Consider the following 19,721-nt stretch of genomic DNA (forward strand, 5'->3'; position numbering starts at 1 on the left):
TATCCTGAATCCTACTCATCGATCAGCTGACTCAACTCTGTCAAGCTTCGGCTGATGTCTACGGCTTCATTCATATCTTGTTGCAAAAATGCCAGAATTTCATTGTTTTTAGCAATGGCATAATCAATTCTTGGATCTGATCCCGGTTGATAAGCTCCAACACTAATCAAATCTTTATTTTGCTGATAAATGGAATAGAGTTGTTTTAATTTCCGGGCTTTTTGCTGATGATCCGGTTCGACAATATCGGCCATGACTCGACTAATCGAGGCTTCAATATCGATTGCTGGATAATGTCCAGATTCGGCCAATTCACGTGACAATACAATGTGCCCATCAAGCACACCGCGCGCCGCATCGGCTATCGGATCATTGGTGTCATCACCTTCTGCCAAAACCGTATAGAATGCCGTAATTGACCCGCCCTCTTCGTCTGCATTGCCAGCACGCTCAACCAATTGTGGTAACTTTGCGAAAACCGACGGTGGATAGCCTTTTGTCGCGGGCGGTTCATCAATGGCCAATGCAATTTCCCGATACGCTTGAGCATAGCGAGTCAAAGAGTCCATCAGCAATAAAACATCCAGCCCCTGATCGCGGAAATATTCTGCAATACTGGTCGCCAGCAATGCCCCATGAACCCGCATCAAGGGTGAGTCATCGGCTGGCGATGCGACAACAACAGCTCGATGCAAACCTTCTTCACCCAATATTTTAAGCACAAACTCGTTGACTTCCCGACCCCGCTCACCGATCAGTCCCACCACGACCACATCAGCCGAGGTAAAACGCGTCATCATGCCTAATAAAATACTTTTACCCACTCCGGTTCCTGCAAACAAGCCCATTCTTTGCCCACGCCCGACGCTGAACAGAGCATTGATGGGGCGCACACCGACATCCAATAATTCACGAATGGGTTTTCGACTTAATGGATTGATCGGCTTACCGGATAGCGGGACTTGATCATCGACCAACAAAGGGCCCTTAGCATCGAGAGGCTGTCCTGCACCATTCAACACCCGACCTAACAGACCAAAACCCACTTTTGCTAAACTGTTGGTGCCTAACGGAATCACTCGACAGCCTGGCTCCAAACCATGCGTAGAACCTGTTGGCATCAAAAACAATCGCTCACCGGCAAAGCCAACCACTTCCGCCCCAATCCGACTGCCATCTTTTGCTTCGACCAGACACAGTGACCCAATCGGTGCACGACACCCCTCAGCCTCCAAGGTCAAGCCGACCATACGACACAATCGCCCTTCGACAATCAATTCCGGCGCTTCCTTTAAGCGTTCGGCATAAGGCTCGAGTCGCTCCAGCCAGACTTCGCTACGATCGGCCGCCGGAATCATGGCACTTTATCGTCCTGCCGCTGGCCACCCAACATTTTAGCCACAATAGCCGCCAGTCTGTTTTCAACACTGGCGTCTACATGCGAAGCGCCGCTTTCTACAATACAGCCACCGCGTGTCAACAACGGATCTTCTTCTATGCGCCATTGGGCTGATTCTGTATCCAGTTTCAAGGCATCAATGACCAAGGCTGCATCCTCGGGATGTAATTTCAGGACCAAATTCTGGTTTGCCACTGGCAAGGCTTTTATCGCTTCTTTGACAACGGCCACAATTTGACCGCTATCGGTTTTAATTTCCCGCCGAATCAACTGGGTTGCAATACCAATTACCAAGTCAAGCAAGGCTTTTTCGACCCGTTCATCCAACTGCTTAAAAGGTTCATTCAAAGACTCCATCAACCGATTAAAATCCGATATTTGTTGCTTGAGCACCTTGGATTTTTCTTCATACCCTTGTTTTTGGCCTTCTTCATAGCCTTGTTTGAAACCCTCTTCCTGCCCTTGTTTGAAGCCTTGTTCATGACCTTGCTTGAAACCTTCTTGTCGACCTTGTTCAAAAGCTTCCTTGTAAGCCTGCTGCTGCATGTTTTCGATTTCTTCAACCGTCAATACCGGCGCTTTTTCCTGCTCCGATACCTTTGCCGAAAAATTTTCCAGATCACGCCAGGTATCGACATTTTTGATTTCATCGTCAGGAAAACGAACGCGATTAGACAAGCTCATCACCTCCGCCAGCACCTAGTGTGATCTCCCCGGCATCGGCCAGTTTCTTAGCAATGGCCAAAATATCTTTTTGCGCCGCCTCGACTTCACTCAAACGGGTTGGTGGTGCAGCTTCTAGGTCATCGCGTAACATTTCTGCCGCTCGCTTAGACATATTGCTAAATATTTTTTCTTTTAACTCATCATCGACGCCACGTAATGCCAATAAGAGCTGATCGGTTGATACCTCACGCAGCAAAGTTTGAATACCTCGATCATCAACGGCCGCCAAATCTTCAAAGACAAACATTTTGTCCTGGATTTGTTGTCCAAGTTCAGGGTCACTTTCGTTGATTGACTCCATCAATTCCTCACTGATAGAGCCTTCGACAAAATTCAATATATTTGCCGCCGCATCAATCCCGCCAACAGAAGACGATTTGACGCTATCACTACCGGTCAATTGTTTTTCCATCATTTCATCCAGTTCTTTCAAGGCGGCCGGCTGCACCCCTTCAAGCGTTGCAATCCGCATCAAAATATCCGAACGCATATTTTCCGGCAGTAAAGCTAATACTTCAGCCGCTTGGTCGGCATCAAGCAAAGACAAAATAATGGCAATAATCTGCGGATGCTCCAAGCGTATCAAGTCGGCAATCGAGCGTGAATCCATCCATTTAAGCTGTTCAATCCCTTTACTGTTCGCGCCCAGCAGAATGCGGTCGATAATACTGCCGGCTTTATCTGCGCCTAAGGCATTGGTCAACATATTGCGGATATATTCATCCGAATCCAAGCCTAAACCGGTTTCATCCTTGATTTCGGTAATGAATCGTTCAAGCACGGCATCGACCATTTCCGGACGAATCCCTTCCAGTCTCGCCATCGTCGAGCCGATGTTTTGAACCTCCTTTGGTCCCATATTCTTCAATACACTGGCCGCTCTATCCTGGCCTACGGCCAACAGCAACAGCGCCGCCTGCTCAGGCTTGGTCAATTCCAACTCGGTGCTTTGCTCCTCAGCCATCTTCTTTCACCCACCCCTTCAAGACTTGCGCTACCAGCTGCGGATCTTCGTCTATCAACTTCTGTACATATTCCAGCCGTTTTTCATAACTTTGCGGCGCTTCCAACAGCAACAGGTCTTCAGCGCCGGCGGCCATTGCCAATTGTTCATCTTGAATAGCCTCTACAGGCACCGCGACCGGCTTACCGTTTTCATCGAATTTGACCACGCCGCCTATCGCTTCGGCTTCCTCACGCACACGCGCTAATTCCGCCGCCAGCACATCATCTTCATGCCGCGCAATCAATCCACGCATCACCGGGCGCAACACCCCTAAAACCAGGAACAAGACAACTGCAACGGCGGCTAATTGTTTAAGCGCATCGGCAAACCAGGGCTGCTCCCAAATCGCCAATTCAGGCAGTGGCGCCAAATCATCCAATGTATCCCCCTATGTCAACATACCTGTCGCCTAGGAAATTTTAAATCAGGAGACAAAAATGAGCGTATTTAGCCAAGAATTTAAAGTACAATCAGTAGAAAAAGCATTATCCAGAAGACCAGAACAATCGCTAAAGCAAATTGCAGTTACTTTAGGTGTGGGTTACTCCACACTTCAAAAATGGATTCGGTTAGCTAAGAAAAATCAACTCGAAAAAACAGAGTCAAACATGTCAAAAGAAAAAAGCCCTCAAGATTGGAATACAGTAGAACGTTTTGAAGCCATTGTTCATTGTCATCATCTCACCGATGATCAGGCTAGCGCCTATTGTCGTGAACAAGGCATCTACTTACATCATCTAAATACCTGGAAAGCGGAATTTTTGTCAGAATCTAAATCAACAGAATCCGTATATAAACAGGCGCAAACAAAACTCAAACAAGAAAACAAGCGTTTGCATAAGGAGCTAAACCGCAAAGAGAAAGCGTTATCAGAAACAGCGGCTTTACTGGTGTTATCAAAAAGTGCCAAGCGATCTGGGGGAAAAGGCGGCCGATTAATCGCCTACTCAGATCGCCAACACTACAGCGCACTCATTGATGAAGCCGTTGACAATGGAGCGCGGCAGAAATTAGCCTGTGAACTGGTGGGTATATCAGCTCGAACCTATCAGCGTTGGAACCGGGGAGAAGGACTCTCAGAAGACCTACGCTGCACAATACAGCGCCTGTGCACAATCAATTATCCGAGGCCATCAAGCAAGAAATCATCACCGTGATTAATAAACCGGAATACAGCGCTTTAACGCCGCATCAAATCGTTCCGAGGTTATTGGATTTGGGCTGCTATCTCGCATCAGAATCAACCTTTTATCGTGTCATGAAAGCCCACAACCAGCTTAAGCACAGAGCTAAAGGAGCCGCAGGTCAGCATAATAAACCGCAGTCACTCAAAGCCACACAGGCCAATCAAATCTACTCGTGGGATATTACATTTATTAAGCCCCGTCAAAGGGCAGTATTTTTACCTCTACATGGTGATGGACATCTATAGTCGGAAAATCGTAGGCTGGCAAGTTCATGATGCCGAATCAAGCGCACACGCTGCTGATTTGATCGAAGATATCGCTCGCCGGGAAAACATCGACAAGCAATTGGTGATACATTCTGACAACGGCAGTCCGATGAAAGGCGCAACATTAAGGGCCAAATTGGTCGATTTAGACATTGCCACGTCGTTCAGCAGACCTCGTGTCAGTAATGATAATCCTTATTCAGAATCGTTATTTAAAACAGTCAAATATCATCATACCTTTCCAGAAAACCCTTTTTAAAACATTAAGCGAAGCCAGGAACTGGGTTGAAGCTTTCGTTTGTTAGTTCAACAATGAACATCAACACAGTGCGCTCAAGTTTGTAACACCCAACCAACGCCATAACGGCTTAGACAGCGCCGTACTCGAAAAAAAGAAAACGAGTCATCGAGCAAGCAAAAAGAGACAATCCAGAGCGATGGAATGGACGACAAACACGAAATTTAACGCCCATTGGCCATGTTTATCTTAATCCGGATAAGGAAAATTTCAACACAACAGAATGTCAAGCAGCTTAATAAAATTCATTTCGTAAATTATTGCAAAAAATGCGACAGGTTGGTTGACATTTAGCGGTATTGAAGGCGACATTGCTCACCGTTACCTTGTCGCCCCGACTCGCATCATAACCCACAGCTTGCTTGACCAATTCTTCCAGTTGTCGCAAATCTTCTGCCGAATAAGGCCTTGAGCTAATTTCTCCCTCATCCAACACGACTTTTTTATTATCTACCACCACGGCAATGGATAGTTTTTTAACCACGCCGGTTGATAAACGAGTGTGGGTAATCGTTTTATCTAACTCATAATTACGAGTAGCACTTTTACGAATTGATTTTGGCGTTGTTGTATTGTTTTGTGCCTCCGCACCACTCGCTACCTCCGGTGCCACACCTGTCGGTGGCGGCTGATTAGACAGGGCACCAGGCACCCCTTGCACCGCAGACTGCGTATTTTCCTCTTCCTGAGTTTGCTCACTGCGAATCGCCGGCAAATCAGGATTGAACATCTCCTGGGTTTTTTCGGTTATGGAGAAATCCACATCCGCTGACACCTGGGTTCTTAAGCCATCGCGCCCGACAATCGGAATCAAAATATTTTGAATCCGGTCCATCAGATGTTCTTCAACCTGTTGTTTGTATTCAAACTGTTTCGTCGTCAAAAACAGATTGTCGCCAGTGTTTTTACTAGGGGCTGTTGCCGTTTTGAAAATCCCCTTGAAATTCAATAACTCCGCCACATAGATTGTTTATTTTGACTCAAAAACAAGCAAACTATGCCGCGACAACTGCTTACGGATGAACTTTGGGAGAAACTGAAGATAATTATGTTGAAAATGGGAATTTATGACAAACCTTGTCTTCGAAAAACAGTCGAAGGTATTTTTTATCGCTTGCGAGTAGGTTGTCCCTGGAGAGATTTACCCACGGCTTTTGGTAATTGGAATGCGGTATATAAACGATTCAATGACTGGTCTCGTAAAGAAAAACTGATGGGTATTTTTAACGCCCTGGTTGTTGACCCAGACCTGGAATGGGAATTTATTGATGGGAGTATTGTGAAAGCACATCAGCATAGTAGTGGTGCGGCCTGTGAACAAGAAACAGCGATAGGGAAATCTGTCGCCGGGAACACCAGTAAAATTCATATGGCCGTTGATGCCTGTGGTCTTCCTATTCATTTCTCAGTGACAGGCGGCGAAGTTCATGACTGTAAAGAAGCACCGAAATTAGTTGCAGAGCTCCCAAAAGGTGACTATATAGTTGCTGACAGAGGCTATGACAGTGAAGCATTACGTCTTCAAATTAAAGACAAAGGGGCTGTTCCTGTTATCCCAAGAAAAAAGAATTCAACTCAGGGAAATGATGAAATGGATTGGTGTCTCTACAAATATCGCCATCTCGTTGAAAATGTGTTTGCAAGACTTAAGCATTTCAGAGCGATCGCCACGCGATATGACAAACTCAAACGAAATTTTGAAGGCTCTATCGCTCTGGCTTGCGCCTTTTTATGGTTACCTATGTGAAATGGCAACAGCCCCTAATTATTGAGAAAAAATTTTCCGAAGAAGACTATTTACAACTGGATATTCAATTTGCCAATGGCCCGGGCGTTGATGCGCCGTTACAAGGGGGTGCGATGGTCAATAATGATGTAATGGAAGACCCCGCCCATCATAACGAACCATATATCGCCAAAGCTTTTTATGAACATCATTGGCACTTTTTTGATCAATTTGAACTGATCCTGGATATTGGTAAATTTGGTGTCAATGATTTTTTTGATGTCGGTAAAGACGTATCCGACCAAACCTCACAGTTTCTTAACCAAGCCATCAATAACAATGGTGCCTTTGATTACGTGCAAGATTTAGAAGGTCACGGCTATACCTATGGGGCGCGCTTTGGACTGGGCAATGATTCAGTCATGCTGGATGTGGCCTTCTTTTCATCTGATTCCTATTTACAAAACATCAGCAAAAAGAATTCCGTCGTCGTCGGTTTGACCTGGACACCAGAATGGTATCCGGGCATTAAAAGTGTTTATCAAATATATGGCTTCAGTAATTTTGGTGAATATGCCCGTTTTGATAATCAAGGCCGTTTAATCAGCAAAGATGTCAGTAAAATTGGAACTGAAGATAATGCCGATGATTTAAGTAAAACTGGTTTTGGCATCAGTATCAATCATTCATTTCCTTCCGGTATCAATGTATTTGGTAAATATGGCCGACAGGATGATGACCGCGATGTCCGTCATTATCAGGATATGGACGAAACTTATATGGTTGGTTTTGATATTCATGGTGAAAACTGGAACCGAGAAAATGATGTTTTCGGCATTGCCTTTGAAATTGATCGGTTGACAGGCAACCACCGTAAAGCACAAGAACGAGGTTATGAAGGCTTTTTTAGTCGCACAGGCGGGATTGGAAAAGGGAATTATGCCGATGAACGCGTGCTCGAGGTCTATTATAAATATGCCTTCAATAACTACGTGCATATCAGCGCCGATTATCAATGGATCAATAATTTTTATTACAGCAAGTTGATTGGTGATGTACACTTTTTAGCCGGTCGTTTGAATGTTACTTTCTAAAAGGGTTACTATGTTTTTTAAAAATATTGTCCTGGCGGCCTTTATCACCGCCATTGTCGCCAGTATCGCTTACAGCGCCTATCAAGAAGTGGCCGTCACGCCGATTATATTAGCGGCGGAAGAATTTGAAGTGCCCGAAGTGACTGGCAGCGAAACAGAAGAAACCTGGTCGCCGGAAAACGGCCTCGAACGCCGTCTGTTTACCTTTTCAGCCGATTTTCTGACCGCTTTTTCCTTTAGCCTGATGCTGATCAGCGCCATGGCAACTCAACGCAAGCTGACGCTGTTGCAGGGTTTAGGCTGGGGCATTGCCGGTTATCTGTGTTTTTTCGTAGCTCCGGCCTTAGGTCTGCCGCCGGAAATCCCCGGCATAGAAACATCATCCTTGGTCGGCCGACAACTGTGGTGGCTGATTGCCGTGATCTTCACCGCCGCAGGACTCTGGCTTGTTGTGTTTGCAAAAATTCCGCTTAAAACAGTCGGTATTGTGATATTGATTGCGCCTCATCTTTTGGGCGCACCGAACCCGGAGACCCATGCCTTTGCCAATCCTGACCCGGTCGCTGTGGCCCAATTAACCGAACTGTGGCATCAATTCATCTTGCAAACCAGTATTGCTAATGCCTTGTTATGGCTTATAATTGGCGAAATCGGTGCCGTATTTACGCGCAAATGGATTTTGTCACTTGATCAACACACATAAACAGGTTTTATTATGACGCAACAAACACTCGAACAAACGTCGCTGTCGGCCAAGTCGATCCAGCTTTTAGCCGCGGCATTACTGGGCTTTTCCATCTTTGCTATCACTGCCCTCTCCCCCATCGAGGTTATCCACAATGCCACTCACGATACCCGCCACAGCGCAGGGTTTCCTTGCCATTAAGCTTATAGACATGTGGGATGGGAACGGCTGTAGGATGCAGAGCAAAGAACAACGCAAGGTGTAGTTGCCAAGAGCGACGGCTAAAAACCCATCAAAATGAGCAATCTGGATGATGGGTTTTTATAGCCAAGTTTTACAATGACTCACCTAACAAGCCTGTCAACAGTTTTTTAAGCTGTTGCTTCTGCGCAGCAAGCGTCAAGCGATTGGCCATAACAATACTTTTTAATTCGGCCAGAGCCTGTTGAAAATCATCATTCACTAAAAGATAGTCATATTCTGCATAATGCCGCATCTCACTGACTGCATCACGCATACGCCGGGCAATAACTTCGTCATCATCCTGGCCACGGTTTTGTAAGCGCTGCTGCAAGACCTCAATTGATGGCGGCAGAATAAAAATAGACTGACACGGCAGTATTTTTCTAACTTGTTGTGCCCCTTGCCAATCAATTTCCAAAATCACATCCTGTCCTGCCGCCAGATTAGCTTCAACCGTTTTCCGCGCCGTGCCATAAAAATTATCGAACACCTGCGCATACTCCAGAAATGCCTGCTCGGCGATCATCGCCTTAAAATCATCGACAGAAACAAAATGATAATCTACCCCATCCACTTCACCGGCTCGCCTCGGCCGCGTGGTATGCGAAACAGACACTACCACATCCGTCATATCGGCGATAAGCTGTTTTACCAGACTGGTTTTGCCCGCCCCTGATGGCGCAGAAATAATATAAAGCGTACCTTGTGTCATCGTTTTAAGTTATACAATAAAAATCGTAACTACTCGCTCGGTCATCACTTAATGGACGTAGGGTAGTTACTAAAAATCAATATTTATTGGGCCAGCGCCCGGCCGACAACAATACCAGATAACCCCTCGGTTAGCAGCAGAAAAATTACCGTTACCTCACGCCGACATCCCGAGTTTAATTTGATGTTACGCAGTAACTCTTCCCTCATCCCACGCAAAAGCAGCGGGAACCAGGGGACAACTTTGTGCGCTCTGTGTCGATAAGAGAAAGGTCAGAGATGGCTTTTTCTTTCTCGGTAATGGTGAACGGCGAATCATGGAAATGAAAATCAAGAACCACCGCGTAATATCAGATTGTAACTATGACAAAGGCGTCACTTGATAAAGGTTCCGAATTAACCAGGCATTGACCGGCTCAGGCTTGCCCAGAAAAAATCCCTGTCCAAATTCAATACCCGTTTCGCGTAGGAAAATGAGTGTTTTTTCATCTTCGATAAATTCTGCCACACTCTGCATGGACAGGCCCGCCGCCAGCGTATGTATACTCTTCGCAAATGAGAATTTAGCATAAAAAGATGACGTAATGGAGTGAAATATATAAAATAAGGCCATGTCGAATTACACCCTTCCAGAGACTGAATTAGCCGATTTGCGCGAAGCCATGGTGAGCTTCGAGAAAAACGTGATGCAGACCGAGTTAAAGCCATCATTCTTTTAGGTTCAGGCTGGTCAGCAACAAACGTTGCCGAAGCACTTCTCATTGACCGCAATACAATCCGTACCTACTATCGAAAATATAAGAAAGGTGGTCTTGCTAAACTCCTACAAACTCAGCATGTTGGAAGTGCCAGTTTCTTATCGGTTTCAGAAGCGACCGAGTTGGATGAATATCTGCAGAAAAATCTTCACTTAACCGCTAAATCGGTTGCAGCTTACATTAAAGAGCGTTGGCAGGTTCGCTATAGTGAACGCGGTGTGACAGCCTTGCTGCATCGCTTGGGTTATGTCTATAAAAAGCCCAAGCTGATACCCGGCAAAGCTAATGCAAAAGCCCAACTGGAGTTCCTTGAGAAATATCAACAACTAAAGGAAGACAAGCAGCCCGAAGACTTGATATTGTTCATGGATGGTGTTCATCCACAACATAATCCTGTAATGGCTTGTGGTTGGATTAAGCGTGGTGTGGAATTCACGATTCAGAGTAATACCGGGCGTCAACGTCTCAATGTCAACGGTGCAGTCAATATCGATTCTCTGGATACTGTCTGCCGCTTCTATGACACCATCAATGGCGAGGCAACGATTGATCTTTGTAAGGCGATTGAAGAACGTTACCCGAAGGCTGGGACTATTTACATCATTTGCGATAATGCACGCTACTACCGATCAAAGGCTGTCAGACAATTTCTTGAAATGTCGCGAATTGAATTAGTGTTTTTACCGCCGTATGCGCCGAATCTTAATTTGATTGAACGGTACTGGCGATATTTCAAGAAAGAAATCTTATATGACCAGTATTATGAAACATTCAAAGAATTCAAAATAGCCTGCGAGACATTCTTTTCTGAGCCAGAAAAGCATGTCGACAATTTGCGCTCACTTTTAACTGAGAATTTTCAAATTATCGGTGCATGATGGTTTGCTCTATTTTCATGTGCGGAGAGTATATTAGCTTGAACAAACGTTGAATAGCAGAGCTATTACCAATCATACATGTCAGGCTGCCATCTATTTTCAGGAAATTTGCCGCACCGGCCTCAGCCAGTTCCACCACTGTTTTCAGGGAAGAGAAACCAGTACCGAAGTCGTCAATGGCAAATGTCACCCCAGTCTCCTGATGCAAACCGATCACCTGTTCGACACTGTTCAACATGGTTTGCTCGGTGAGTTCAATCACTAAGGTGATGTTTTTTAAAGGCCCCTGAATCATATCTTTTAAGTGTTGCTGATACGCCGGGCTGTTTAATGAGGCTGGGGAGCAGTTAATGAACAACGGCTGATTCAGCTGTTCCAGTGCATCAGCATAGCGCGCGATGGTGTTGAGTATCAGAGTGTCAAAACGTTCGATCAAATTCAGTTCGATCAGTTTATCGATAAACAGGCCGGCACTTAAAATACCGTCATCCGTATTCAGCCTGCCCAGCGCTTCAAATGCGGCGATATTACTGTTCTGGGTATTGAGTAATGGTTGTAGGTGAATATCGAGTTGATCCTGTTCCAGTAATTGATGCAAATTGACACTCATGGCCACCTGGGCTTTGATCCAGACATTAATCGGCTCAAGCGATGCTTCATCATCAAGCAACTGGTTTTCCTTGAGCGTATGACCATGCAAATAGCGTATCAACTGACGGATAGTGGTGCGATCCACCAGCTTGAGGTGGGTTAAATTGATGGTATGCCGGGTCAATTCAATCCCCTGTTTTGCCAGCGCGTCACTGATAGGCTGTAGCAGCGACAAGGTTTCATCCGCAGTCAAGCCCAGAGTCAACACATAGAAATCCCCCATCAATCCTCGGGTGTAAGCCAAATGAGAGCGGTTTTTCTCCAGGCTGTTCTGTAGCTGTTTATCTACCTGTTCCAGCAACGCATCACCGACGTCTTCACCTTTAAGCTGATTGATCTGGTTCAGATTACGTACATTAAATAGCGTTAGATAGGCTTGTTTATGAATATAGCCCAGATTTTCCATAAAATTGAGAAACAAACTCATGCGGTCGGTTTCGTAATTAAAATACAACGTGGCCAGCAGAGCGCTAAGTTGTTTTACCCCGGCGACCAGATCGGTATAGAGCAGATAGGCTTGCTCATAGTGCTTTTGTAGCAATTTGACATACAACAGTGCGGCTTGGCGCATAATGTTTTTGTGGGCATCATGCACTTCTGTACAGGCTAAAGGATCCAAACAAACGATCAATGTTTCCGGATAATTTAAGGCCTCGATAAAGTGAATATTATTATTGGCGATATGTTTAAACGCATCCAGATCATTTTCTGTCAGCGCTTTTCTTAACGTTCTGAACCAGCGATCATAAATTTGCAGTAGATATTGTTTTTCCGGTTTCGCCAGCACTGGAAACAGATCATTTGCCTGCGCCAATGTATGCAGGTAGCGCCGGGCAATAATGTTTTTACTATGCTCAAATGCCCGATCTATCTGTTCAAACGCATCCAGAGGACTATCATAATCCGCCTTGAAATACGCTAACATGATTTTTTTGAGCGCGTTAATCTCGCCTAATAGCAACGCATAGGGCAGTTTAAGCTCTAGTGCTGTCTGGGCAATATCCTCAGCGGCTTGAGCAGTTTGCTCAGGTTGAAGCACGACTTTAAGAAAAGCACGCACCATGGTATCAACGGATACAAGCTGCTCGGAAGTTAATGAATCGGGTAAGTGTTTCTGACGAAAAGCACGAAGTGCTTCAATGAAATGATCGATTTGAATGTCTGTCAAGTGCATAACCTGCTATTGCCTTCGGCAATAAAAACTTATTTGTCGAGTTTACTGTAATTCTAATCTGTTTTTTAGTATTGACTAAAAACATTTTATCCTGCTTGAGCGCATTGTGCATAAACTCCCACAGAACCCATAAAAAATCAAGCTGTTAATTCCTCAGCGATCATTTCTGCCTGCTTTAGTACAGCCTCAGACTGCTCCGGCCTTTCACCGCCTGATCGCGGTCATAGATTACCAAGCCCACCCTATCGATATGCTCGATTAACTGACGGTTTTTGATGTCATGATAATTTTGTAGGTCGATCAAAAATGGAATATCGCTATCATCCAGCGTCAATAAAATATCTGCAATCATAAAACGATCCACATTTTCACCCAGCACTGCCAAATCAATATCGCTGCGTTCATGATTTGTGCCTTTTGCGCGTGAACCGTACAATTTCACTTGTTGAATGCCCGGATAGTTGGAAAATATCCGCCTAAGGGTTTGCAATGTTCGGTCATCAAGGCCAATCGTTTTCATGCGTTGTGAATGTCATCAAGCAAGGAAAGATACCATTCATCCAGTAATGAGAGATAGCTATCACGAATGGACTGGATGATTATTTCAAATTTGGCAAAATCGTAGGTATGGCTCATCAGGTTCCGGTCACCGATCATCTTTAACCAGATGTCGGGATTCTCTATATATTTGGCATTAAACGCCTGTCGGATAACCGCTTTCGGCGATATTTTATCCAACACTATGCCATCGCTTTCCATTCTATCTTTAAGCACCTTCCAGGCAAGTTCAAAGGTATATTCAAAGCGTTGAATAATCCCTTCTTTTTCAAGTTGGCTAAGCTGAGCCGGGTCTTTTTCAATCGCTTCACGCAATAACAGGAAAGCACGCTGAAAATTGGCAAAGCGCTGTTGCCAACGGATTTCTGGGGCATTCATAGTTTGATCCTCTGTAAATTATCGCGAACTAAGACCTTAGCAAACGTTACTGGAAATTATTCGATATTCTGAATCTGTTTGTAGAATACAAAAACAAAATACCAGTAAATACAATATGCTATTTTTATCTCTGTACATGACAAAAATTCACTCTACCCCAGAGCAGTCGATATTCGCCCTATTTAGCGGTACAGGGCAAAGCAGCGAAATGATTTTCTTAATCCGTTTTCTTGACTGCCCCAAGGCATTAAACATCTCAGACCGAATGCAATCCAGCCCATACCTGAATATACTTTGCGTCCGACGTTGATGCGTTTTGGTTTTTATCGGCAAGACACAGTCATGTTTCCATTCACCGACTCTATGCGACCAGCAAAAGGCAATGACAGGCAATACCAATAGTTTTTTTATCCGCTGCTAGCCTATCACGCGCGTGTCTTCAAGCTTAAAACCTCGCCCCTTCAGGCAGCCGAACAACGCTTCGATTTCCCAACGCAAGCCATAGACTTTACCGGCCTCTTGGTTTAAATGGTGAATCGCTAAAATTAACAGCTCTCCATCTGCCAAACGAAGTCCACTCAGATAAACAGAGCAACTCCCCAAGCATCTTGGGTCAGAGATATTCAAGGCATCTCCAGGTTTAAGTGTTCGAAACAAATCACCCACCGAGACACTTTCGCCACGGCTATTTTCACTGAGACTATTGTTACGAATACGGATATAAAAGGAAATCTTCTGGTCTATCAGCCAGCCTATCCACGCCTCCCTAATAAATCCAGCACCTCGTCATTAAGGGCAAGGTTTTTTTGAGGTGCTGGATAAATTCACGATCGGCTAAAAGCCCCTTGATTCGATGCTGGCCAAATCGACTGATAAAACGCTTCATCAGAGCAATGCGCTCTCGTGTGTTTGAATTGCCACGTTTGTTTAAAGGCAGCCAATAGACAGGAATGGCCGCACCTCGGTAAACAATCGCCAGTACCCGTAGATTAATATTCGTTTTGCCCCATTTCCAGTTCGTTCTATCCAGCGACAGATAATAATCGTTTTCGATGAAACTAAAAAGCTTCATGATAAAACCGGCTACCTCATTATAATCCAGCCAATGATGGCTAAAAAATCGCTGTATTCGTCGATAGCGAGAAGAGATCAGTGCCTGACTGGGAAAAAATACGGCCAGCTGGCCAGGTTGACTGTACCCACTGCCATTAAAGCGACTAACATGCCAACGAAACAATCCATTCTTGCCTTGTTCCAATGAAAGTGCTCATTTAACATAGTCGTTAGTTCGTTGATTTGTAATTGGCCTTTATTCATGTTCGCGAAAACAAAAATAGAGCATTTAATTACATTTCAACGAGCTATGCTAACTTTCTGTATTTTTTGTCATGTACAGGGATTTTTACTTTAACAAAAAAATCGTTTCGAGGGGAAAACGGGGTATGTTGAACCGGTTTTTAAAATGAATTTATTTATCACATTCAATGTATACCAGCTAACCCATCGATTGCGCTCCAGAACTGAATGACGATAACGAACAAGACACTGTAGGGGCTGTTGCCATTTCACATAGGTAACCATAAAAAGGCGCAAGCCAGAGCGATAGAGCCTTCAAAATTTCGTTTGAGTTTGTCATATCGCGTGGCGATCGCTCTGAAATGCTTAAGTCTTGCAAACACATTTTCAACGAGATGGCGATATTTGTAGAGACACCAATCCATTTCATCATTTCCCCGAGTTGAATTCTTTTTTCTTGGGATAACAGGAACAGCCCCTTTGTCTTTAATTTGAAGACGTAATGCTTCACTGTCATAGCCTCTGTCAGCAACTATATAGTCACCTTTTGGGAGCTCTGCAACTAATTTCGGTGCTTCTTTACAGTCATGAACTTCGCCGCCTGTCACTGAGAAATGAATAGGAAGACCACAGGCATCAACGGCCATATGAATTTTACTGGTGTTCCCGGCGACAGATTTCCTATCGCTGTTTCTTGTTCACAGGCCGCACCACTACTATGCTGATGTGCTTTCACAATACTCCCATCAATAAATTCCCATTCCAGGTCTGGATCAACAACCAAGGCGTTAAAAATACCCATCAGTTTTTCTTTACGAGACCAGTCATTGAATCGTTTATATACCGCATTCCAATTACCAAAAGCCGTGGGTAAATCTCTCCAGGGACAACCTACTCGCAAGCGATAAAAAATACCTTCGACTGTTTTTCGAAGACAAGGTTTGTCATAAATTCCCATTTTCAACATAATTATCTTCAGTTTCTCCCAAAGTTCATCCGTAAGCATTTGTCGGGGCATAGTTTGCTTGTTTTTGAGTCAAAATAAACAATCTATGTGGCGGAGTTATTGAATTTCAAGGGGGATTTTCAAAACGGCAACAGCCCCTAGTGTTTTTACCGCCGTATGCGCCGAATCTTAATTTGATTGAACGGTACTGGCGATATTTCAAGAAAGAAATCTTATATGACCAGTATTATGAAACATTCAAAAGAATTCAAAATAGCCTGCGAGACATTCTTTTCTGAGCCAGAAAAGCATGTCGACAATTTGCGCTCACTTTTAACTGAGAATTTTCAAATTATCGGTGCATGATGGTTTGCTCTATTTTCATGTGCGGAGAGTATAGTTGCTGACAGAGGCTATGACAGTGAAGCATTACGTCTTCAAATTAAAGACAAAGGGGCTGTTCCTGTTATCCCAAGAAAAAAAAGAATTCAACTCGGGGAAATGATGAAATGGATTGGTGTCTCTACAAATATCGCCATCTCGTTGAAAATGTGTTTGCAAGACTTAAGCATTTCAGAGCGATCGCCACGCGATATGACAAACTCAAACGAAATTTTGAAGGCTCTATCGCTCTGGCTTGCGCCTTTTTATGGTTACCTATGTGAAATGGCAACAGCCTAGATAAAAAAGAATTTATGTTCTATTCTTTTATTTCGTTCATAATTTACAATTGTAAATAACCATCCCCCCATAAGCGCCAACTTAAGCCATTAAATCATTGATTACGTGTTGAAAAATAAAGGTGTGGCCACCACATAGAGTCTTTGCCGACAAAAGTGAAAACCCTATGAAAAAGCAGCCACCTCACATAGATACTCGTTTTGAACAATTTGTGCAAGAACTTCCAGAAGATTATCAACAACAAGCCTATGAATTTAAAGCCTTCACGCGTGCGCGCAAGATCCGTTCGCCCTTACAACTGTTACAGTTGGTGATGCTCTACTGTGGTCTGGATTTCTCCTTGCGGAGTTGCGCCGGCGAGGTGGCTCACTTACAGGGCTCACTTAAGTGATACGGCGGTAAAAAGACTGGCGGCCTGCGTTCCTTGGGTAAAATCCTTGCTATCGGGCGTATTTGGGTTGCATCAGGTGGTTGACAGTGGTTCATTAAGCTTCGTTATTATTGATGGCTCGACCGTGCAGGAACCCGGTGCGACAGAAACCACGTATCGGCTACATATCGCGATAGATTTGATTTCACTGACATTGCGCCAGGTTGAAGTCAGTACGGACAAGATTGGCGAAAGCCTTGACCATTATGTGCTGGAATCGGGCGATGTCGTGTTGATTGATCGTGGCTACAATCAACCGAAGTCGTTGGTGCCTTTTATTGACCGAGGTGGCGATATTGTGCTGCGCTATAACGCACACAGCATGAATTTATACGAGCTTGACGAGCACGGCAAAATGATAAAAATTGACTGGGAAACGAAATTACAACGTCTCGGGAAACAAGCGGGGGCTATTCCGGTTTATTTGTGCCATGATACTAAACGAATCGCCTGCACGGTACATGCGGTTCCGTTACCTGCCGAAAAAGCGGCGCAAGCCCGGCGTAAAGCGAAACTCAGAGCGCAGAACAAAGGACGTACAGCCCAGGAAAAAACGCTCTATCTCAGTGAATGGGTCTTAATTTTAACGTCCGTGCCGGTCGAGTTGCTCAGCACCGAAACGGCTGCCGCGCTCTATCGTGTACGCTGGCAGGTGGAATTGGTGATCAAACGGCTGAAAAGCCTGTTGGCGATCAATCAATTACGTGCCCGTAAAGACAGTCAATTGGCCGAATTGTATTTACAGGGCAAACTTCTGTATGCGGTGGTTACGGAAAAGATCGCGCAGCGGTGTTTTACCAAGGCCTTGACGAAATGGATGGGCCGCGTGCATTGACACCCTGGCGTTTGTATAAAACGATTGCTGAGGACATTAAATCAGGATTGAACGCCTGTTTTCCGAAGCAAGAACGCTTTCAGCGTGATTATTTGAAAAGCGTTAGCGAACGCCCGAGAAAACGTTCGTTGCAGAGTCTACCTGAACCGATTTTGGGAATGATTCGACAATGCAGAGAGCTGGGCGTAAGTCGTGTTTAATCAAGTGGTTGGGGGCTTAAGTTGGCGCTTATGACCATCCCCCTGCTCCCGCTGCTTGGCAATTTCCAGCCGCTTCAACTGCTTCAGCACATGATTCAGCATTATTCAAAACCGCCTCAAGAGAACTATCTATAGCTACTGAACTTTCCCATCTTATCACCGCACTACCAGAATTTGAGGTACTCGTATTACAAGAACTAGTATTACTTCCTGTGCTAGTACAAGATGACGAGTTACTGATCACATTGCCGATTTCGGCAACACTACATACGAATATCAAAGACCCATTGGGTGTATTATTAGTACTACCGCCAGATCCACCCGTCCCAGCACCTGGGGTAGATGGGAATTCAAACGCCATTACATTACAAGAAAAAAAACTAACGCCATTGCACCTATGTTTCTTATACCACAATATTTTTTAGCCATCGGAAGTCTCCACGTTACTTACTGAATAAACAGAAATTTAAATTAACACCATCAACCACTTACTTGAGTCACTCAACAATCACAAGCTCGTAATCCCTAATTAAATAAACTCTCTGTAGCTGTAAAATATATTCTCTGCCTATCACTCATAATCTTCAATACGTATGACTACTTACCAAGACCTCGTTTCATGATGACATAGCTCATAACTCAGTCTCGCAAAGCCAATTTTTTATAAACGAGCATATCTAAGCGTTTAAACTAATGAAAAACATAAGATATCATTAGGGGCTGTTGCCGTTTTGAAAATCCCCCTTGAAATTCAATAACTCCGCCACATAGATTGTTTATTTTGACTCAAAAACAAGCAAACTATGCCGCGACAACTGCTTACGGATGAACTTTGGGAGAAACTGAAGATAATTATGTTGAAAATGGGAATTTATGACAAACCTTGTCTTCGAAAAACAGTCGAAGGTATTTTTTATCGCTTGCGAGTAGGTTGTCCCTGGAGAGATTTACCCACGGCTTTTGGTAATTGGAATGCGGTATATAAACGATTCAATGACTGGTCTCGTAAAGAAAAACTGATGGGTATTTTTAACGCCCTGGTTGTTGACCCAGACCTGGAATGGGAATTTATTGATGGGAGTATTGTGAAAGCACATCAGCATAGTAGTGGTGCGGCCTGTGAACAAGAAACAGCGATAGGGAAATCTGTCGCCGGGAACACCAGTAAAATTCATATGGCCGTTGATGCCTGTGGTCTTCCTATTCATTTCTCAGTGACAGGCGGCGAAGTTCATGACTGTAAAGAAGCACCGAAATTAGTTGCAGAGCTCCCAAAAGGTGACTATATAGTTGCTGACAGAGGCTATGACAGTGAAGCATTACGTCTTCAAATTAAAGACAAAGGGGCTGTTCCTGTTATCCCAAGAAAAAGAATTCAACTCGGGGAAATGATGAAATGGATTGGTGTCTCTACAAATATCGCCATCTCGTTGAAAATGTGTTTGCAAGACTTAAGCATTTCAGAGCGATCGCCACGCGATATGACAAACTCAAACGAAATTTTGAAGGCTCTATCGCTCTGGCTTGCGCCTTTTATGGTTACCTATGTGAAATGGCAACAGCCCCTAAACAAAAAGACACAAAAACGGACTTAT

22 protein-coding genes and 3 pseudogenes are annotated in these 19,721 nt (G+C 44.4%); 12 read left to right on the forward strand and 13 right to left on the reverse strand.

The features are described from left to right. Window positions 1–11: 11 nt before the first annotated feature. The 4 genes from fliI to JEU20_RS03350 are packed head-to-tail and all read right to left on the reverse strand — an operon-like array spanning window position 12 to window position 3,510. Window positions 12–1,358, reverse strand: a complete 1,347-nt coding sequence (gene fliI / locus JEU20_RS03335; RefSeq protein WP_198243660.1) for a flagellar protein export ATPase FliI — start codon at window positions 1,356–1,358, stop codon at window positions 12–14. Beyond that, the gene (gene fliH, locus JEU20_RS03340; RefSeq protein WP_198243661.1) at window positions 1,355–2,083 is read right to left on the reverse strand and encodes a flagellar assembly protein FliH; all 729 of its coding nucleotides are present in this window, start codon (window positions 2,081–2,083) and stop codon (window positions 1,355–1,357) included. Before fliH ends, fliI begins: the two co-directional genes overlap by 4 nt. Next, entirely contained in the window at window positions 2,070–3,089 is a 1,020-nt protein-coding gene (gene fliG / locus JEU20_RS03345) for a flagellar motor switch protein FliG (protein ID WP_198243662.1), read from the reverse strand. The genes fliH and fliG overlap by 14 nt, the downstream gene beginning before the upstream one ends. Next, window positions 3,082–3,510: a hypothetical protein gene (locus JEU20_RS03350; RefSeq protein ID WP_198243663.1), complete on the reverse strand. Its 429-nt coding sequence runs from the start codon at window positions 3,508–3,510 to the stop codon at window positions 3,082–3,084. Before JEU20_RS03350 ends, fliG begins: the two co-directional genes overlap by 8 nt. Before the next feature lie 58 nt (window positions 3,511–3,568). On the opposite strand from JEU20_RS03350, the pseudogene JEU20_RS03355 reads away from it, so the two are divergent. Then, window positions 3,569–5,121: pseudogene (locus JEU20_RS03355) on the forward strand (IS3 family transposase). On the opposite strand, the gene fliF reads toward JEU20_RS03355, so the two are convergent. Further along, window positions 5,118–5,831, reverse strand: coding sequence for a flagellar basal-body MS-ring/collar protein FliF (gene fliF, locus JEU20_RS03360; protein WP_245395086.1), 714 nt, complete (start codon window positions 5,829–5,831; stop codon window positions 5,118–5,120). The pseudogene JEU20_RS03355 and the gene fliF overlap by 4 nt on opposite strands. 48 nt (window positions 5,832–5,879) lie before the next feature. Here fliF and JEU20_RS03365 point away from each other — a divergent pair, with 48 nt between their 5' ends. From JEU20_RS03365 to JEU20_RS03380, 4 genes are read left to right on the forward strand one after another with little or no spacing between them, the layout of a single operon-like run. Then, entirely contained in the window at window positions 5,880–6,629 is a 750-nt protein-coding gene (locus tag JEU20_RS03365; protein ID WP_198243664.1) for an IS5 family transposase, read from the forward strand. After that, a complete protein-coding gene (locus JEU20_RS03370; protein WP_198243665.1) occupies window positions 6,614–7,702 on the forward strand; it encodes a carbohydrate porin in 1,089 nt (362 codons plus the stop codon). The genes JEU20_RS03365 and JEU20_RS03370 overlap by 16 nt, the downstream gene beginning before the upstream one ends. A 10-nt stretch (window positions 7,703–7,712) precedes the next feature. Beyond that, window positions 7,713–8,405, forward strand: a complete 693-nt coding sequence (locus tag JEU20_RS03375) for a CbtA family protein (RefSeq protein WP_198243666.1) — start codon at window positions 7,713–7,715, stop codon at window positions 8,403–8,405. Between the two features lie 12 nt (window positions 8,406–8,417). Then, entirely contained in the window at window positions 8,418–8,588 is a 171-nt protein-coding gene (locus JEU20_RS03380) for a CbtB domain-containing protein (protein WP_198243667.1), read from the forward strand. Window positions 8,589–8,721: 133 nt separating this feature from the next. Here the strand turns inward: JEU20_RS03380 and gmk are convergent, their stop codons facing one another. Beyond that, window positions 8,722–9,342, reverse strand: coding sequence for a guanylate kinase (gmk, locus tag JEU20_RS03385; protein ID WP_198243668.1), 621 nt, complete (start codon window positions 9,340–9,342; stop codon window positions 8,722–8,724). 360 nt (window positions 9,343–9,702) lie between these two features. Then, the gene (locus JEU20_RS03390; protein ID WP_198243669.1) at window positions 9,703–9,954 is read right to left on the reverse strand and encodes an EAL domain-containing protein; all 252 of its coding nucleotides are present in this window, start codon (window positions 9,952–9,954) and stop codon (window positions 9,703–9,705) included. A gap of 96 nt (window positions 9,955–10,050) precedes the next feature. Here JEU20_RS03390 and JEU20_RS03395 point away from each other — a divergent pair, with 96 nt between their 5' ends. Next, entirely contained in the window at window positions 10,051–10,977 is a 927-nt protein-coding gene (locus tag JEU20_RS03395; protein ID WP_245395203.1) for an IS630 family transposase, read from the forward strand. Here the strand turns inward: JEU20_RS03395 and JEU20_RS03400 are convergent. The 6 genes from JEU20_RS03400 to JEU20_RS03425 all read right to left on the reverse strand — a co-directional run bounded on the left by JEU20_RS03400 (window position 10,964) and on the right by JEU20_RS03425 (window position 16,052). Beyond that, complete coding sequence (locus JEU20_RS03400; RefSeq protein ID WP_198243670.1) at window positions 10,964–12,796, reverse strand: EAL domain-containing protein; 1,833 nt, start codon at window positions 12,794–12,796, stop codon at window positions 10,964–10,966. The two genes, JEU20_RS03395 and JEU20_RS03400, sit on opposite strands and share 14 nt — an antisense overlap. Before the next feature lie 181 nt (window positions 12,797–12,977). Continuing rightward, entirely contained in the window at window positions 12,978–13,322 is a 345-nt protein-coding gene (locus JEU20_RS03405) for a nucleotidyltransferase domain-containing protein (protein ID WP_198243671.1), read from the reverse strand. Beyond that, the gene (locus JEU20_RS03410) at window positions 13,319–13,738 is read right to left on the reverse strand and encodes a nucleotidyltransferase substrate binding protein (protein WP_198243672.1); all 420 of its coding nucleotides are present in this window, start codon (window positions 13,736–13,738) and stop codon (window positions 13,319–13,321) included. Before JEU20_RS03410 ends, JEU20_RS03405 begins: the two co-directional genes overlap by 4 nt. Window positions 13,739–14,155: 417 nt before the next feature. Continuing rightward, window positions 14,156–14,509: a transposase gene (locus tag JEU20_RS03415; RefSeq protein ID WP_198245836.1), complete on the reverse strand. Its 354-nt coding sequence runs from the start codon at window positions 14,507–14,509 to the stop codon at window positions 14,156–14,158. Beyond that, window positions 14,505–14,810, reverse strand: a complete 306-nt coding sequence (locus tag JEU20_RS03420) for a hypothetical protein (RefSeq protein WP_198243673.1) — start codon at window positions 14,808–14,810, stop codon at window positions 14,505–14,507. Before JEU20_RS03420 ends, JEU20_RS03415 begins: the two co-directional genes overlap by 5 nt. Window positions 14,811–15,303: 493 nt before the next feature. Further along, window positions 15,304–16,052, reverse strand: a protein-coding gene (locus tag JEU20_RS03425; protein ID WP_198243554.1) for an IS5 family transposase whose coding sequence is annotated in 2 segments (ribosomal slippage) — window positions 15,304–15,713 and window positions 15,713–16,052 — 750 coding nt in all. Because the reading frame shifts where the segments join, the coding sequence is not laid out codon by codon here. A gap of 89 nt (window positions 16,053–16,141) precedes the next feature. On the opposite strand from JEU20_RS03425, the gene JEU20_RS03430 reads away from it, so the two are divergent. From JEU20_RS03430 to JEU20_RS03445, 6 genes and pseudogenes are all read left to right on the forward strand, one after another. Then, complete coding sequence (locus tag JEU20_RS03430) at window positions 16,142–16,279, forward strand: transposase (protein WP_198243674.1); 138 nt, start codon at window positions 16,142–16,144, stop codon at window positions 16,277–16,279. Between the two features lie 88 nt (window positions 16,280–16,367). Continuing rightward, window positions 16,368–16,645, forward strand: a pseudogene (locus JEU20_RS03435) (transposase); the annotation flags it as partial. Between the two features lie 182 nt (window positions 16,646–16,827). Continuing rightward, window positions 16,828–17,052: a hypothetical protein gene (locus tag JEU20_RS14980; protein ID WP_198245627.1), complete on the forward strand. Its 225-nt coding sequence runs from the start codon at window positions 16,828–16,830 to the stop codon at window positions 17,050–17,052. Window positions 17,053–17,098: 46 nt separating this feature from the next. After that, the gene (locus tag JEU20_RS14985; protein WP_245395087.1) at window positions 17,099–17,926 is read left to right on the forward strand and encodes a transposase; all 828 of its coding nucleotides are present in this window, start codon (window positions 17,099–17,101) and stop codon (window positions 17,924–17,926) included. Next, window positions 17,905–18,126 carry a hypothetical protein gene (locus JEU20_RS14990; protein WP_245395088.1) on the forward strand — a complete coding sequence of 74 codons (222 nt, stop codon included), beginning with the start codon at window positions 17,905–17,907 and terminating at the stop codon, window positions 18,124–18,126. Before JEU20_RS14985 ends, JEU20_RS14990 begins: the two co-directional genes overlap by 22 nt. Window positions 18,127–18,929: 803 nt before the next feature. Further along, window positions 18,930–19,677 (forward strand): annotated as a pseudogene (locus tag JEU20_RS03445) (IS5 family transposase). Window positions 19,678–19,721 lie beyond the last annotated feature (44 nt).

Source organism: methane-oxidizing endosymbiont of Gigantopelta aegis (genome assembly GCF_016097405.1).
Lineage (GTDB): Bacteria > Pseudomonadota > Gammaproteobacteria > Methylococcales > Methylomonadaceae > Methylomarinum.